The following is a 14,911-nucleotide window of genomic DNA, read 5'->3' as shown; positions in this document are numbered from 1 at the left end:
ACGTCCTCCCTTTGCGGACAGGTCAACGCGATTTGCCGCGCAAAGACAATGGGATGCGGCGTGTATTTTTCCGCCGCCGCGCGCCTATCGTAATTTTTCTGATCAGGGGTTGCATTCTCGTGATTTATGGTTGCAAATGATCTTGTTTTGTTCTCGTTGGAGCTGGTCATGAAGACGAAAGCTGCCTTGTCCTTCCGTTGCCTGTTTTCCTTGCTCGCCGCCTGTCACTTCCTGCTGGCGGCGCCTGCTTTCGCCGGCACCGAGGCCGCGCCGGCCGGTGCCGCGCGTGAGGTCCTCTCCGTGAGCTGGCAGCCGGGCTATTGCGCGGCGCGGCCGAAGAGCCGCGGCTGCCAGGATTTTTCCCCGGCATCGCCGGCGGTGAAACGGTTCTCGCTGCACAACCGCTTCGAGGTCCGCAACAGCTATTGCGGCGTGGAGGCCGGCCTCAGGCAGCGGGTGCGCAAGGGAAAGTGGACGGAGCTGCCCGAAATCACGCTCGCCTCGGGCACGCGGGAGCGTCTTCTGGTCGCCATGCCCGCCGCCCGCGCAGGTCTCGACCGGCGGCAATGGCTGAGAAGCGGCAGTTGCGTCGCCAGCTCGGCGGAAGCCTATTACCGCCGCTCGCTGGACTTGCTTGACCAGCTCAATGCCTCGCCGGTTCCCGCGCTCTTCGCCAGGAAGGACGGCGGCGTCATAACGCTCGTCGAAGTCCGCGCCGCCTTCGATGCGGCCTTCGGCCCCGGCGCGGGCGAACGCGTGCGTCTTGCCTGCCGCAAGACGGGCGATCAGCCTGTCGTGATCGGTCTCACCATCGGCCTTGCGGCGGGCGAGGGGACGCTGCCGGCGCTGATAGGCGGGGCGGTTCCGGTAAAGTCCCGTTGCACCGAGGGCATCGCCGCCGTGGCGGGCGCGCGATAATCGTTGCGGACGGCAACCCAATCTTAAACGGGATTTCCTAGGCTACGGGCACTTTCAGTGGGGTTGGCAGGAATGGCATCGGGTGTTTCGCACGTTGCGTGCCGGCAGGGCTGCCCGACGAGCCTGACGTGGCTCGAGAGTGTCGGTCTTGCCTGGGGTACGGGTCTTGCCGTGGTTCTTGCGGATCTGGCCGACGGTCGGGCCGTCTATGCGGATGTGGATGACAGGCTCCGCGCCGCGCAGATAGGCCGTCTGGTGTCGGGCGAGGCGGGCTGGTTCGATCCGGTGCTGTCGTTCGTCGCCATGCTGGAACCTTATCTTTCGCCCTGGTCGCGGCTTGTCGACCTGCCCTACCTGTTGCTTTCGAAGGGACTGTCCGTCTTTGTTGCGCCGGAACAGGCTCTGGGCATCGCCTATCTCCTCTGGCCGCCCCTGATGCTGATCGCCTTCTGCGGCCTTGCCGTCTTCGTGGCACGCGGATTGATGGGCGGCCCGCTGCCGTCGAGGATGGCGGAGGCCATGATGCTCGTCCTGATGGCGATGCTCATGGCTTTCGCGATGCTGGAATTCGCGCCGGGCCGGATCGACCATCACAATGTCCAGCTTGTCCTGCTGCTCGCCATGGCCGCGGGGCTCTGCCGCTGGGATGCGAAGGGCGGGCTTTTGATGGGGGCCGCCGGCGCGGCGTCGGTTGCGGTAGGGCTGGAATGCCTGCCGCTGGTGGTCGCCGCCTTTGGTGCGGTGGCCTGCGGCTATGTCCTCGATGCGAAGGGAAGTCGCGCGGTTCTATTGAATGCGGCGGCCGGCACGGGGAGCTCGACCGTTGTGCTCGCTGCAGCCTTTCTCGGGCCGGCCGGGATCGCGGCGCAGCAATGCGACGCTTTTTCCGCGCCGCAGATCGTCCTGATGCTCGGCCTGTCCCTTGCGTTCGGCGGCGTGTGCCTCGTGCCCGGAATGCCCGCATCGCCAGTGGCAAGGGCGTCGCTGCTGGCGCTTCCCTCGCTCGGCGTTCTGGCGCTGGCCGCCGTGCTGTTTCCGACCTGCCTGGCCGGACCCTATGCGGTCATCGATCCGCTGTCCCGCCTTTACTGGTTCGACCGTATCGAGCAGGAACAGGGCGTGCTCTTCCTGCTGCGAAGCGGCCGCTATGCTGCCGTGGCGGCGCTGCTGTCGGTCGGGTCCATGCTCTTCCTGCTGCTGCCGATGGCGGTTTCAAAAGCCCGATCCGGTGCGGCATCCTTCCTCGCGCTCTATGCGCTTGCGGTGGTTTCGCTCCTGCTTACCCTGCTGATGGTCCGCTATATCCGCTTTGCCTCTGCGCTGACGCCGCTTTTCCTGCCGGCCCTCGTCGGCTGGTGGCTCGATTCGCGGACAGGCGTGGGCCAGCGGCGCGCCGTGCTCGGAGCGCTTGCGGTAGTGGTCGCCGCCTTTGCGGGCATGGTCGCCCTCATAAAGCCCGTTGATCGTCCTCTCGACGCCGTCGACTATATGGCCATGGATGCCTGTGCGGGCGAGGATCTTTCGGTTCTGGCGACCGTTGCGCCCGGCCGGATCGCTCAGCCCAATGGCCTTGCCTTCACCATTATCGAGGCCATGCCCGAGGGGTTCCGGATCGCGGCCATGCCGTTCCACCGTGCTTCGCCCGGCATGAAGCGCATGTACGAGGCGTTTCTGTCGAGCGATCCGGCGGTGCGCCGGGCGGCGCTGGCGCCGTTCAGCTATGTGGCGGTCTGCCGTCTTCCGCTGAAGTCGGATGCCGCTTTCGCCCCGCTCTATGCTGCGCTGTCGGCGGGCGAGGACTGGCCGGGGCTGGTGCGGATCGCGTCGCCGACCGAAACGCGCTTCCAGCTCTTCCGCATCGACTACCACGCGCTGCGGTAGACGATGGCCGCCTTGCCTGTGCGCCGCGGCTTTCGCTGATTGCCGCGCGCGGAGAATTCGCCTACATAGCGGGCAAATTTGTCCGATCCGGAGCGCGTTTTCATGGCACGTCAGTTCATCTACCACATGTCTGGGCTCAACAAGGCCTATGGCAACAAGAAGATCCTCGAGAACATCCACCTCTCGTTCTACCCGGATGCCAAGATCGGTATCCTCGGCCCGAACGGCGCGGGTAAGTCGACGGTGCTGCGCATCATGGCCGGTCTCGACAAGGAGTTCACGGGCGAGGCGTGGCTGGCTGAAGGCGCGACCCTCGGCTACCTGCCGCAGGAACCGCAGCTCGATGCCTCCAAGACCGTGCTCGAAAACGTCATGGAGGGCGTCGCCCCCAAGAAGGCGATCCTCGACCGCTACAACGAACTGATGATGAACTATTCCGACGAGACGGCGGAAGAGGGCGCGAAGCTTCAGGACGTCATCGACAGCCAGAATCTCTGGGACCTCGAAAGCCAGGTCGAGATGGCGATGGACGCGCTGCGCTGCCCGCCGGGCGACGCCGGCGTCGACAGCCTGTCGGGCGGTGAGAAGCGCCGCGTGGCGCTCTGCAAGCTGCTGCTCGCCCAGCCGGACCTGCTGCTGCTCGACGAACCGACCAACCACCTCGACGCCGAGACGATCGCCTGGCTCGAAAAGCACCTGCGCGAATATCCCGGCTCCGTGCTGATGATCACCCACGACCGCTACTTCCTCGACAATGTCACGGGCTGGATCCTCGAGCTCGACCGCGGCCGCGGGATCCCCTACGAGGGCAACTACTCCGCCTACCTGCAGGCCAAGGCCAAGCGCATGGCGCAGGAAGAGCGCGAAGAGGGCGCCCGCCAGAAGGCGCTGTCGCGCGAGCAGGAATGGATCGCCTCCTCGCCCAAGGCCCGTCAGGCCAAGTCCAAGGCCCGCATCAAGGCCTATGACGAGCTGGTCAAGGCCGCGTCCGACCGCCGTCCCGGCGACGCGCAGATCGTCATCCCGGTCGGCGAGCGTCTCGGCAACGTGGTCATCGAGGCGGAGAACCTCACCAAGGCCTATGGCGACCGCGTTCTCATCGAGAACCTCACCTTCAAGCTGCCGCCGGGCGGCATCGTCGGCGTCATCGGCCCGAACGGTGCCGGTAAGACGACGCTGTTCCGCATGATCACCGGCCAGGAAACGCCGGATTCCGGCTCGATCACCGTCGGCGAGACGGTCGATCTCGGTTATGTCGACCAGAGCCGCGATGCGCTGGGCGCCGACAAGACCGTCTGGGAGGAAATCTCCGGCGGTAACGACGTGCTCAAGCTCGGCAAGCACGAGATGAACAGCCGCGCCTATTGCGGCGCGTTCAACTTCAAGGGCGGTGACCAGCAGCAGAAGGTCGGCACGCTCTCGGGCGGCCAGCGCAACCGCGTGCACCTCGCCAAGATGCTGAAGGGCGGCTACAACGTCATCCTGCTCGACGAACCGACCAACGACCTCGACACGGAAACGCTGGCGGCGCTGGAAGACGCGCTGGAAAACTTCGCCGGCTGCGCCGTCATCATCTCGCACGACCGCATGTTCCTCGACCGCCTCGCCACCCACATCCTCGCCTTCGAGGGGGACAGCCATGTGGAATGGTTCGAGGGCAACTTCGAGGATTACGAGCAGGACAAGATCCGCCGCCTCGGCGCGGATGCCGTCAATCCGAAGCGGGTGACCTACAAGCGCCTGACGCGCTGAGGGGGCGGGCCGGGATGGCGGAGAGGTGAGAGAATGCCCCTCATCCGCCTGCCGGCCCCTTCTCCCCGCAGGTGGGGAGGAGGTTGCGGCAGCGGGACGAGGGGTCGTGCCCCGAAGCGTCTTTTATCGACCAGTTGAAAACCCCGGCTCGCCGGGGTTTTTCTTTGGTTCCGTTGATGGGAATATCCGTCGTGCAAAAGGCGCTTGCACTGCGCGGATTAATCACATAAACATATCTTTATGTCTTGATTGGGAAGATCATGGGCGACACGCAGACACTCGGACTGGACGACATCGTGGAGATCCTGAAGGCGGCGGGCGAACCGACGCGGCTTCGTCTTCTCGCGCTCCTGTCCCACGGCGACCTGACGGTGACGGATCTCACCGATATTCTCGGCCAGTCCCAGCCGCGCATCTCGCGCCACCTGAAGCTGCTGGCGGAAGCCGCGCTGGTCGATCGCTACCAGGAGGGCGCCTGGGCGTTCTTCCGGCTGAGCCAGGGCGGTGTCGCCGTCTCGCTTGCCCGCCGGCTGCTGGAGGCCATCGATCCGGCGGATGCCGTCTTCGCCCGTGACGACGAGCGGCTGCGCGTGCTCAAGAAGATCCGCGCCGACAAGGCGCAGGCCTATTTCAGCCGTAACGCGGCGGAGTGGGATGCGGTGCGACGCCTCCATGTCAGCGAGGCGGAGGTGGAGGCCAGGCTTGCGGCGCTGATCGGCACCGAGCCGGTCGACGCCTTCCTCGATCTCGGCACCGGCACGGGGCGCATCCTGCAGCTCTTCGAAGGGCTTTACCGGCGCGGCGTCGGGGTCGATGCCAGCCGCGACATGCTGGCGGTGGCTCGTGCCAATCTGGATCGCGCCGGCATCACCAAGGCTTCCATCCGTCATGGCGACATCTTCAACCTGCCGCTGGAGCGCGACGAGTTCGATGTCGTGACGATCCATCAGGTGCTGCACTTCCTCGACGAGCCGGAAGCGGCGGTCGCGGAGGCTGCGCGCATGCTGGCCCCGGGCGGGCGTCTCGCCATCATCGACCTTGCCCCGCACGCGCTGGAGCACCTGCGCGACGAGCATGCCCATGTCCGTCTCGGCTTCTCGCACCGCACGCTCTCCGAGTGGCTGGAGAAGGCGGGGCTGGCCGTGGAGGAGGTCGTGGACCTCAAGCCCGCGCATTCGGCCGCCGATGCGCTGACCGTGACCATCTGGCTTGCCCGCGACCAGCGCGAGCGGGCGACCGACCCTATCGCAATCCGCAGGAGGAGTTGACATGAACCCGGCGACCGCCAGCCCAGCCCGCAAGGATATCCGCCTGTCCTTCGAATTCTTCCCGCCGAAATCGGCGGAAGCCGAAGGTCAGCTCTGGGAAACGGCCGCCGAGCTTTCGGCCTATCGGCCCGGCTTCATGTCCGTCACCTATGGCGCGGGCGGCTCCACCAAGGCGCCGACGCTGGCGACGGTGCGCCATCTCCTCCACATGGGCCTGCCCGCCGCATCGCACCTTACCTGCGTCGGGGCGACGAAGGAGGAGGTCCATGACGTCGTCGCGGAATTCCAGGCCGTCGGCGTCAGGCATTTCGTGGCCTTGCGCGGCGATCCGCCGGGCGGTGTCGGCGCGGCCTACCAGCCGCATCCGGGCGGCTATGCCAATGCGGCCGAGCTGGTCGCGGGCCTGCGCACCCTTGCCGATTTCGAGCTGTCCGTTTCCGCCTATCCGGAAAAGCATCCGCAAAGCCCCGATGTCGCCGCCGATATCGATATGCTGAAGCGCAAGGTGGATGCGGGCGCGACGCGCGCGCTGACGCAGTTCTTCTTCGAGAACGATGATTACGAGCGCTATCTGGAGCGGGTGCGCAAGGCAGGCATCTCGATCCCTGTCGTGCCGGGCATCCTGCCGGTGCACAATCTTTCACAGGTGCAGAAGTTCGCCGGCCTTTGCGGGGCTTCCGTGCCGGGATGGCTCGCCGGGCGTCTGGCGCCGTTCGACGACCGGCCGCAGGAGCGCGCCGCTGTCGCGGTCGAGCTTGCCGTCCGCCAGGTCGAGGACCTCATCGCCCGCGGGGTCGGCGAGTTTCACTTCTATACGATGAACCGGGCCACGCTGGTTTCGGCCGTCTGTGACGGCGCGGGCTTTGCCAAGATGGCGCCGAATCGTGCGGCCGGCGCGGCAGCCTGAAAACATCTCTCTGTCCGAAATGAAAATGCATGGCGCCGTTTCCGGGGCCATGCATTTTTCTTGAATAGCCTGGGCAGGGTTATTGGTCTTTTTCCCTGACCCCTCTGCTTCGCTTTGGTCGCCTAGATGAAGATCATCGTTGCGACGAAGAGGAACGCTGCACCGATCATCAGAACATTCAAGGAATGTGTGAGTCCCATGGCTGACCTCCTTGCGTTGACGGGTCGATAGTACGACCGAAAAAAGCGGCTTGGAAAGGTGTTTTGTTGCTGCGTTGCAACATATGACCGCCCAGGGGCGGTTATTCACAATGCTAAGACGCTGATTTTTCTCCTTTATTATGCGCGCCACAAAAAATTCACAATCCCTACCAAATGACGAATGCCGGCATTGTTCATTTACCAATGTGGCGAAAGCCTGGCGTTTCCGACGTGCCCGATTGTCCCGAAACGGTCCTCCGGGCGCTTTGTTCCGGCCGGTTCAGCGGGCGCGGAACCGGGCGAAAGCGCGCCCGTCCAGCACCACGAGACCGAGCAGCACCAGCGCCATGCCGACAATGCCGAGCGGCGTCAGCCGTTCGCCGAGGAAGAGCATGCCGGCGACGATCGCGCTCGGCGGCACCAGGAGGGTGACGAGCGAGGTATTGGTGGCGCCGGCGGCCGCCATGATCCGGAAGAAGAGGATGTAGCCGTAGGCGGTCGAGAGCAGCGCGAGCGCCAGGACGGCGAGCATGGCCGGCAGCGGGGGCAGGGGAAGCTGCCAGGGCGAATCGAGGACAAGCGAGACGGGCAGCATCAGCAGCGTCGAGGCGGTGAGCTGGCCGGCGGCGATGACCGGCGGGGCGGTGCCGCGGAAGCGTTTGCCGTAGGTCGCGGCGAAACCGTAGGAGACCGCGGCGAACACCGGCAGGATCACGGCCCAGAGCGGCGGTCCGCCGTCGCCGGTGAAGGGAGCGAGCGCGCGCGGGCCGATCAGCACGGCGGTGCCGACAAGGCCGATCAGGCAGCCGGCGATCTTTTCCGGCGAGAGCTTCTCGTCCGTGGTCATCCGGTTGGCGATGAGCACGGTGAAGATCGGTGTCGTGGCGTTGAGGATGGAGGCGAGGCCAGCGCCGATCTGCGTCTGCCCGAGGAAGATCAGCATATGCGGCACGGCGTTGTTGATGAGGCCGAGCAGCAGGAATTCGCGCCAGCGGGCGCGGAGCGTCGCGTAGATGCCGAAGCGGCCCGCGACATAGATATGGAGGGCGAGCGCCGCGATGCCGACGCGCAGCAGCACGAGCGTGGCGGGCGGCACATGGAGAACGGCTACGCGCGCGAAGAAGAACGAGCCGCCCCAGATCATGCCGAGCAGCGCGAGCAGGCCCCAGGTGCCGGCGCTCATGCGTGTGGCCGTTGCCGTCTGTTCCATCCATATCCCCTTGTCAAACGAAAGCGGCGCATGTCCGGCGTGACCGGGCATGCGCCGCATCAGGTCTTGGGGCGAACCTATAGCAGGGGCCGGCTGGCGGCCACCCGATTTCTATCTGTCTGATTTCGATCAGAGCGCGGAAAGCAGCGCCTGCGTCGCCCAGCCGTCGGCGGGAAGGCCGAGGCGGAGCTGTTCCTTCTGGATCGCCGCGCGCGTGCCCGAGCCGAGGATGCCGTCGATCTTGCCGACATCGTGGCCGAGGGCCTGCAGCCTCGTCTGGAGCTGCTTCATGCCTTCCTCGGAAAGGCCTTCCTCCGGGTTGCCGCGCTCATAGGGCGGCGCGCCGGCGAGGCGCGTGGCGAAATAGGCGGCCGAGGTGGTGTAGATGAAGGACTGGTTCCACTCGAGATAGATGTTGAAGTTCGGATAGGTAATGAAGGCCGGGCCCTTGCGGCCCTGCGGCAGCACGAGCGAGGCTTCGAGGTGGCCGAAGGACGTGTCGCCGTCTCGCGGCTTCACGCCGAGGGCGAACCAGTCGGCCGCCTTCATGCCCGGCTGCAGGCCGGTCTTCTCGAAGGGCAGCACGTCGGGCACGGAGACTTCCTGTATCCAGGGCTGGCCCCGGGTGAAGCCGAGATGCTGGATGAACTTGGCGGCGGTGAGGATGGCGTCCGCTGCGCTCTGCTTGACGTTCACATGGTCGTCGCCGTCGCCGTCCACGCCGAATTCGATGATGTCCTTCGGCAGCATCTGCACCTGGCCGATCTCGCCGGCCCAGGCGCCCGTGGTGCCGTTCGGGTCGAGATCGCCGTGGCCGACCATCTCGATGGCGGCGAGAAGTTGCTTGCGGAAGAGTTCCGGGCGGCGGCAATCGTGCGAGAGCGTCACGAGGGCGTTGCGGGTGTTGAAATCGCCCTGTACGGCGCCGAAGTCGGTCTCCATGGCCCAGAAGGCGGCGATGATCGGGCCGGGAACGCCGAATTCCTGCTCGGCGCGGGCGAAGACCGGGGCAAGGTCCTTCAGTTTCTTGCGGCCGATATCGAGGCGGGCCTGGCTGACCGTGCGCTTGGAGAATTCGAGGAAGGTCTGGCGGAAGACGCCCTGGGCGCGGTCGCGCGACAGCACCTTCTGGTCGATGGCCGCGCCGGCAAGCGCCCGGTCGACCACGTCGGCGGAAACGCCCCGCGCCATCGCCTCGGCCCTCACGCCGTCCAGAAAGACCTTGAAATCGCCGCCGCAGGCCGGCGCCGCCTCCGTCTGGGCGTGCGCGCCGCCCGCCAGAAGAAACGCCGTGAGGCCTGCCGCAAGTGTCGTCTTCAGGTTCTGCCGCATCCGAATGCTCCTTGGGGTCCGTCGCCCTGTCATCTGAGGTTGTCCGGCTGTCTCAGATGAATGTGACGGAAGCAAGAAGAAAACCGCAACCGCGGCGTGCCGCCCGTCTTTATCGGGTGACTGTTGCAGCCGTCAGCGTGAAACGGAGGCGACCCATTGGTTCCAGTTCTTCGCCGAACCGGCGAAGACGTTGATGTCGGTATTCGTCGCCACACCGGGAACGACGCCCGTCGAGGTATATTGCCAGAAGGCCCACTTGCGCGCCGGGTAGATGTTTTCCGGGTGCTCGGCGACCGCGCGCAGCCAGAAGGGATAGCCTTCGAAATAGCCGACGAGGTTGTCGCGGTGGAAATCGACCGTCGTGTAGATGATCGGGCGCTTGCCGTAATGCGCCTCGAGCCGGTCCATGAAGCGCTTCAGGACCGTGCGCACCTCGTCGGCGGGCGGGCGGGTCTTGCAGGTGGGCGAATCGGGGTTCCATTCGGCGTCCAGCACCGGCGGTAGCAGCACGGCCTCCTTCGGCACATTGGCGATGAACCAGTCGGCCTGCGCGTCCGCCGTCGAGCAGAAGTAATAGAAGTGATAGGGGGCATGGGCGACGCCGGCCGCTTTCGCGCCCTTCCAATATTCGGCAAAGCGGCTATCGACGCGGTCGGTGCCCTCGGTCGCCTTCAGGAATGCGAAGGAGACGCCGCCCTTCTTCACCGCCGGCCAGTCGATGTCGCCGTTCCACTTGGAGACGTCGATGCCGTGCACCTGATGGCGGTGGGGATTGCGCGCGCCGAAATCCTGCGGGTCCTTGTCCTCGAAACGCGGAGGGACCGAGGCTGTGGTGACGCCGAGATCGTAGCTGGAGGTGGAGCAGGACGTCGCGAGCAGGGCGAGGGGCAGGAGAACCGGAATGAGCCGACGCATGGAGGTCCCGTTGTTGCGCGTTTACCAATCCTGCCTCGAATGGACCGGGTCGTAAAGGGGAACGCGCGAGACGGGTTCTCGACCTATCGCGCATTTTCGTAAAATTACGGTTAGCGGAGCGTTAAGCCGGGGCGGTGGGGCCGCCCCGGCTTCGCAGTCAGAATTTCATGCTCAGGCCGACCATGATGGAATGCGAATCGACATCGCCGTCGACCCCGGCGAGGCCGAAGACGTTGGACTTGCTGTAGTCGCTGTAGCGATATTCGATCCGGCCGGCCATGGTGTCGGTGAAGGCGTGTTCGACGCCCGCGCCGATGGTCCAGCCATGCAGGGTCTCGCCCTCGCTTGTGCCGTTCGAAACGTCCTCCAGGTTGGCGCGGGTGAAGGCGTAGCCGCCCGTGCCGTAGATCAGGGTCCGGTCGATGGCGTAGCCCAGACGGGCGCGGACGGAGCCGCCCCAGGTGGTTTCCGTTTCGACCGTCCCGGCACCAGTGGCGAAGCGCTCGTCGTTGAAGTCGTGCTTGACGTCGGCTTCCACGCCGTAGACCCAGCCATCGTTGAAGATATTGTAGCCCGCATAGGCGCCGAGCGCGAAGCCGTTCAGGTCGCGGTCGATGGAGGTCGTGCCGTCGGAGTAATCGACCCCGGTAAAGGCGTAGCCGGTGTTCACGCCGACATAGAAGCCGCCCCAGTCGTAGACGCCCGACACCTCGGTGATCGGGGCCTCCATGGGCGGTTCGGTGACGGTCATGTCTGCCGCCAGGGCCGGCACTGCGCTTGCGGCGGCAAGCACACCGGCGGCGAGGATCATCGATTTCATATCATGTCCTTCCCACTCGATAGTCGCGCGAAGCCCCACGCACGAATGACAACAAGGGCAGCAACGCGCGAGCGGCGACAAGGTTCCATAGAAAAGCAGACCCCTGAATCTTGGGGGGCAAACGCCAACGCACTCTTAAGACTCTGTCATTGTTTGTCGTCTAGAACATCCATCGGGCCGATGGGGCCGGTGCTCACCCTGTTGTCATGATAACAACGGTTTAGGGTTACATGATGTTGAAAACCTTGTTGCCGAGGATCGAGCAGCGCTATGCGCTGGCAGGATCGCTCTTCGGAACCTTTCTTCCAGCAGTCTGCCTTGCTGCCGATCAGCTTCTGCGCGAGCCGGAGCAGGCGAGCCTCTTCGATTTTTCCGCGCCGGCGGCGACCGCGCTTGCCCTCATGCCCGTCTTCTTCGGCGTCGGCTTCTACCAGATCGGCCACTCCAAGGCGCAGCTTATCGAGGAGATCAGCCAGCGCCGGCAGACGGAGCAGCGGCTGACGCATGCCGCCCATCACGACCGGCTGACGGGGCTTGCCAACCGCTATTGCCTGGAGCGCGACATACAGGCCCGCGTGGAGGAGAGAGGAGCGCACCGGCCGGCGCTTCTCCTCATCGACCTCGACCGCTTCAAGCTCGTCAACGACAGCCTCGGCCACGATGTCGGCGACCAGCTTCTGGCCGCCATCGCCGACCGACTGACCCGGGCGCTTCCGGCGCCGTCGCGCGTCTACCGCCTCGGCGGCGACGAATTCGTCGTCGGCATCCCGGGCCGTCCCTCCGAGGGCAAGGTCGAGGATGTCTGCCGCACCATCTGCAGCCTCTTCGAGGAACCGTTCGAGCTGAAGCATCATCTCGTCGCTAGCGGTTGCAGCATCGGCGTCACCTTCCTGGAGGCGGGCGACACGACCATGTCGGAACTCCTCAAGCGGGCCGACGTCGCCCTCTACGAGGCCAAGGCGATGCAGGGCAGCAGCTTCCGCTTCTTCGACGCGGTGCTTGCCGCCGACATGCAGGAACGCGCGGCGATCGAGGACGATCTGGCGCGGGCGATCGCGGCGGGCGAGTTCTTCCTGGAATACCAGCCCATCGTCGGCGTCGAGAGCCGTTCCGTGCGCGCCTTCGAGGCGCTCGTGCGCTGGCGGCATCCGCAAAAGGGCGTCATCGGCCCGGATGTCTTCATTCCGGCTGCGGAAAAGACCGGCCTCATCCTGCCGCTTGGCGACTGGGTGATGCGCGAGGCCTGCCGGGAGGCGGCGCGCTGGCCGACGCCGGCCGGGGTCGCGGTCAACGTGGTGGGCGACCAGTTCAAGGACTATGCCTTCGTCGATCGCGTGAAGGCCTGCCTTGCCGAAGCGGGCCTTGCGCCCGGCCGCCTGACCATCGAGGTCAAGGAAGCCGTCTTCTCGGCGGACCAGGCGGCGATCCGCGCGACCCTCGGCCAGTTGCGCGCCCATGGCGTGCGGGTCGCGCTCGACGATTTCGGCATCGGCTTCTCCTCGATCAATAACCTGCGCGCCTTCCCCATCGACCAGCTCAAGATCGACCGGTCCTTCGCGCGGACGATGATGGAGAACAAGCGCGAGGCCGATCTCGTCGACATCATCCTGAAGCTCGGCCAGACCTTCCAGGTGGCGACGACGGTGGAGGGCATCGAGTCCGAGGGACAGCTCGATTTCATCCGCCAGCGCGGCGCGTCGGAGGCGCAGGGCTACCTGATCTCCGGGCCTGTCGCCGCAACCGATGTCATCGCCTTCCTCACCCGGCCGGAAATCAGGCTTTCGGCCTGAGACACAAAAAGGCCTTCTCACGACAGTCAAATCCTGCTTGTCTCGCAGGCGTAAGGAGAGGGCCGCGATGGGACGATTCTACAGGCTGGCCGCCTGGACGCTTTCTCTGCTCGTTCTCACCGTGCTGGTGGGGGCGAGCTGGATCATCGTATCGCCGCCGTCGCTGCTGAGCGTCGGGTCCGGCTATGCGGCCAAGATCGTCTGTTCGAACGTCTTCGTCGCCGGGCGGGACCCTGAGGAAGTGCTGGCGCGGGACGTGCAGGCGCCCGGCCATCCGCTGCTGCGGCTGATGCGGCAGAGTGTCGATCTTTCGGAAAAGACGGTGACCACCCATCTGCTCGGCATCTTCGCGCCGGGCCATGCGGTGTGGAACGAGGGGTTCGGCTGCTCGACCGTGCCGGACGGCGATTTCCACGCGGCGCGGCAGGCGGTGTCGGACGTGCCGCTGCCGGATATCCCGAAGGGCGATCCGGCCGTCCTCTGGCCGGTGGGCGAGGCCGTGACGCAGGACCCGCGGATTGCGGCGCTGCTGGCCGATCCCGCGCTTGCCGGCCCGGGCATGCGGGCCATCGTCGTCGTGCATGACGGCCGCATCGTCGCGGAGGCCTATGGCGAGGGTTTTTCCGCAGGGACGCCGCTGCTCGGCTGGTCGATGGCCAAGACGGTCAATGCCGCGCTGCTAGGCCGGGTGTTCCAGGTCGGCGGGCTTTCGCCGCGCGCGGACAATCTCTTTGCGGAATGGCGCGGCGACGGGCGCGCGCGGATCACGCTCGCGCAGCTTCTCGCCATGGAGAGCGGGCTTGCCTTCAACGAGGGCTATGGCGGGGTCGCCGACGTCACGCGCATGCTGTTCCTCGAGCCGGACATGACGCGCTTTGTGCTGTCCCTGCCGCTCGAGGCGAGGCCGGGCGAGAAATTCAACTATTCCAGTGGCACGGCGGTGCTGCTCTCGCGCCTGTGGATGGAGGCGCTCGGCGGGCGGGTGCAGGCGCTGTCCTTCCCGGCCAAGGCGCTGTTCGGGCCGCTCGGCATGGCGAGCGCGGTGATGGAGCCGGACGAGACGGGCATCTTCGTCGGCTCGTCCTACATGTATGCGACGGCGCGGGACTGGGCGCGCTTCTCGCTGCTGCTCCTGAACGACGGGGTGTGGAACGGTGCGCGGCTGTTGCCGGAGGGGTTCGTCACGGCCATGGCGACGCCGGGCGCGGGCTCCGATGGCGCCTATAGCCGCATGCAGACCTGGACGAAGGGACCGGGGGAAAAGCGGGACGCCGATTACGGGTTGCCCGCCGGCACCTTCTGGATGCGAGGGCATGACGGCCAGTCGGCCGCCATCGTTCCCGCGCGCGGGCTGGCGGTGATCCGCCTGGGGCTGACGCCGTCGAAACTCGACTACCGGCCCCAGACGCTGGTCAGGCGCATTCTCGACGTGCTGGACGCGGCGAAGGCTCAGGCGCCGACCTGAGCGATCCAGTCGTTGAGATTGTAGGTGTTGGAGATGCGAGCCACCTTGCCGTCGCGGATCTCGAAGAAAGCGCCGGCCGGCAGGACATAAGTTTGGCCGTTCGCCTCCGGCAGGCCCTCGTCGGAGGCGAGGTACTGGCCGTTGACCACGAATTCGGCGGAGCCGCGCGTGCCGTCGTCATTCGACATGATGACGATATCTGTCAGTGTCTCGCGGTAGCAGCGGTTCATGTGCGCCATGAAATCGCGGAAGGCATCCTTGCCGACCTGGCGGCCGCCCTGATTGATGTCGTGGATGACATCGTCGTGCAAGAGATCGAAGAAGGCCTCCATGTCCTGCCTGTTGAAAGCATCGTAATAGGCGCGGATCGTCTCTTTTGCTGGCATGTCATCCCTCATATCGTTGTGCCGGGCCGAAGCCCGTTCGCGTTATAGCATTGTTCAAGCCTTTGGG

At 65.6% G+C, this 14,911-nt stretch carries 12 protein-coding genes; 7 read left to right on the top strand and 5 right to left on the bottom strand.

Annotation, left to right across the window (positions count from 1 at the left end; all coding sequences use genetic code 11):
* The first annotated feature begins 168 nt into the window (after positions 1–168).
* The 5 genes from MOE34_RS11840 (at position 169) to metF (ending at position 6,726) form a co-directional block, all read left to right on the top strand.
* A complete protein-coding gene (locus MOE34_RS11840) occupies positions 169–918 on the top strand; it encodes a ribonuclease (protein ID WP_242217060.1) in 750 nt (249 codons plus the stop codon).
* 72 nt (positions 919–990) lie between these two features.
* Positions 991–2,799 carry a hypothetical protein gene (locus MOE34_RS11835; protein ID WP_242217058.1) on the top strand — a complete coding sequence of 603 codons (1,809 nt, stop codon included), beginning with the start codon at positions 991–993 and terminating at the stop codon, positions 2,797–2,799.
* A 102-nt stretch (positions 2,800–2,901) separates the two neighbouring features.
* Positions 2,902–4,551, top strand: a complete 1,650-nt coding sequence (gene ettA / locus MOE34_RS11830; RefSeq protein WP_242217056.1) for an energy-dependent translational throttle protein EttA — start codon at positions 2,902–2,904, stop codon at positions 4,549–4,551.
* Between the two features lie 260 nt (positions 4,552–4,811).
* On the top strand, positions 4,812–5,819 hold the full coding sequence (locus MOE34_RS11825) for an ArsR/SmtB family transcription factor (protein WP_242217053.1): 1,008 nt from the start codon (positions 4,812–4,814) through the stop codon (positions 5,817–5,819).
* Position 5,820: 1 nt separating this feature from the next.
* Positions 5,821–6,726, top strand: a complete 906-nt coding sequence (metF, locus tag MOE34_RS11820; RefSeq protein ID WP_242217045.1) for a methylenetetrahydrofolate reductase [NAD(P)H] — start codon at positions 5,821–5,823, stop codon at positions 6,724–6,726.
* A 480-nt stretch (positions 6,727–7,206) separates the two neighbouring features.
* On the opposite strand, the gene MOE34_RS11815 is transcribed toward metF, so the two are convergent.
* The 4 genes from MOE34_RS11815 to MOE34_RS11800 form a co-directional block, all read right to left on the bottom strand.
* The gene (locus MOE34_RS11815; protein ID WP_242217043.1) at positions 7,207–8,136 is read right to left on the bottom strand and encodes a DMT family transporter; all 930 of its coding nucleotides are present in this window, start codon (positions 8,134–8,136) and stop codon (positions 7,207–7,209) included.
* Positions 8,137–8,265: 129 nt separating this feature from the next.
* Positions 8,266–9,468, bottom strand: coding sequence for a lytic murein transglycosylase (locus MOE34_RS11810; protein WP_242217041.1), 1,203 nt, complete (start codon positions 9,466–9,468; stop codon positions 8,266–8,268).
* Positions 9,469–9,600: 132 nt separating this feature from the next.
* Entirely contained in the window at positions 9,601–10,383 is a 783-nt protein-coding gene (locus tag MOE34_RS11805; protein ID WP_242217039.1) for a glycoside hydrolase family 25 protein, read from the bottom strand.
* Between the two features lie 157 nt (positions 10,384–10,540).
* Complete coding sequence (locus MOE34_RS11800) at positions 10,541–11,203, bottom strand: outer membrane protein (protein WP_242217038.1); 663 nt, start codon at positions 11,201–11,203, stop codon at positions 10,541–10,543.
* Positions 11,204–11,433: 230 nt separating this feature from the next.
* Here MOE34_RS11800 and MOE34_RS11795 point away from each other — a divergent pair, with 230 nt between their 5' ends.
* Both MOE34_RS11795 and MOE34_RS11790 read left to right on the top strand, forming a co-directional pair.
* Positions 11,434–12,993, top strand: a complete 1,560-nt coding sequence (locus MOE34_RS11795) for a putative bifunctional diguanylate cyclase/phosphodiesterase (RefSeq protein ID WP_242217036.1) — start codon at positions 11,434–11,436, stop codon at positions 12,991–12,993.
* A 67-nt stretch (positions 12,994–13,060) separates the two neighbouring features.
* Entirely contained in the window at positions 13,061–14,458 is a 1,398-nt protein-coding gene (locus tag MOE34_RS11790; protein WP_242217034.1) for a serine hydrolase domain-containing protein, read from the top strand.
* Here the strand turns inward: MOE34_RS11790 and MOE34_RS11785 are convergent.
* Positions 14,443–14,844, bottom strand: coding sequence for a ketosteroid isomerase-related protein (locus MOE34_RS11785; protein WP_242217033.1), 402 nt, complete (start codon positions 14,842–14,844; stop codon positions 14,443–14,445). The two genes, MOE34_RS11790 and MOE34_RS11785, sit on opposite strands and share 16 nt — an antisense overlap.
* Between the last annotated feature and the right edge of the window lie 67 nt (positions 14,845–14,911).

The sequence above is a fragment of the Shinella zoogloeoides genome (genome assembly GCF_022682305.1).
Classification (GTDB): domain Bacteria; phylum Pseudomonadota; class Alphaproteobacteria; order Rhizobiales; family Rhizobiaceae; genus Shinella; species Shinella zoogloeoides_B.
Note: the sequence above shows the minus strand (reverse complement) of the source record. Positions and strands in the feature narration are given on the sequence as shown.

Excerpts from the sequence above, each read along its gene's own strand:
- MOE34_RS11840 (WP_242217060.1), top strand. The coding sequence starts at position 169 with ATGAAGACGAAAGCTGCCTTGTCCTTCCGTTGCCTGTTTTCCTTGCTC.
- MOE34_RS11835 (WP_242217058.1), top strand. The coding sequence starts at position 991 with ATGGCATCGGGTGTTTCGCACGTTGCGTGCCGGCAGGGCTGCCCGACG.
- ettA (WP_242217056.1), top strand. The coding sequence starts at position 2,902 with ATGGCACGTCAGTTCATCTACCACATGTCTGGGCTCAACAAGGCCTAT.
- MOE34_RS11825 (WP_242217053.1), top strand. The coding sequence starts at position 4,812 with ATGGGCGACACGCAGACACTCGGACTGGACGACATCGTGGAGATCCTG.
- metF (WP_242217045.1), top strand. The coding sequence starts at position 5,821 with ATGAACCCGGCGACCGCCAGCCCAGCCCGCAAGGATATCCGCCTGTCC.
- MOE34_RS11815 (WP_242217043.1), bottom strand. The coding sequence starts at position 8,136 with ATGGAACAGACGGCAACGGCCACACGCATGAGCGCCGGCACCTGGGGC.
- MOE34_RS11810 (WP_242217041.1), bottom strand. The coding sequence starts at position 9,468 with ATGCGGCAGAACCTGAAGACGACACTTGCGGCAGGCCTCACGGCGTTT.
- MOE34_RS11805 (WP_242217039.1), bottom strand. The coding sequence starts at position 10,383 with ATGCGTCGGCTCATTCCGGTTCTCCTGCCCCTCGCCCTGCTCGCGACG.
- MOE34_RS11800 (WP_242217038.1), bottom strand. The coding sequence starts at position 11,203 with ATGAAATCGATGATCCTCGCCGCCGGTGTGCTTGCCGCCGCAAGCGCA.
- MOE34_RS11795 (WP_242217036.1), top strand. The coding sequence starts at position 11,434 with ATGATGTTGAAAACCTTGTTGCCGAGGATCGAGCAGCGCTATGCGCTG.
- MOE34_RS11790 (WP_242217034.1), top strand. The coding sequence starts at position 13,061 with ATGGGACGATTCTACAGGCTGGCCGCCTGGACGCTTTCTCTGCTCGTT.
- MOE34_RS11785 (WP_242217033.1), bottom strand. The coding sequence starts at position 14,844 with ATGCCAGCAAAAGAGACGATCCGCGCCTATTACGATGCTTTCAACAGG.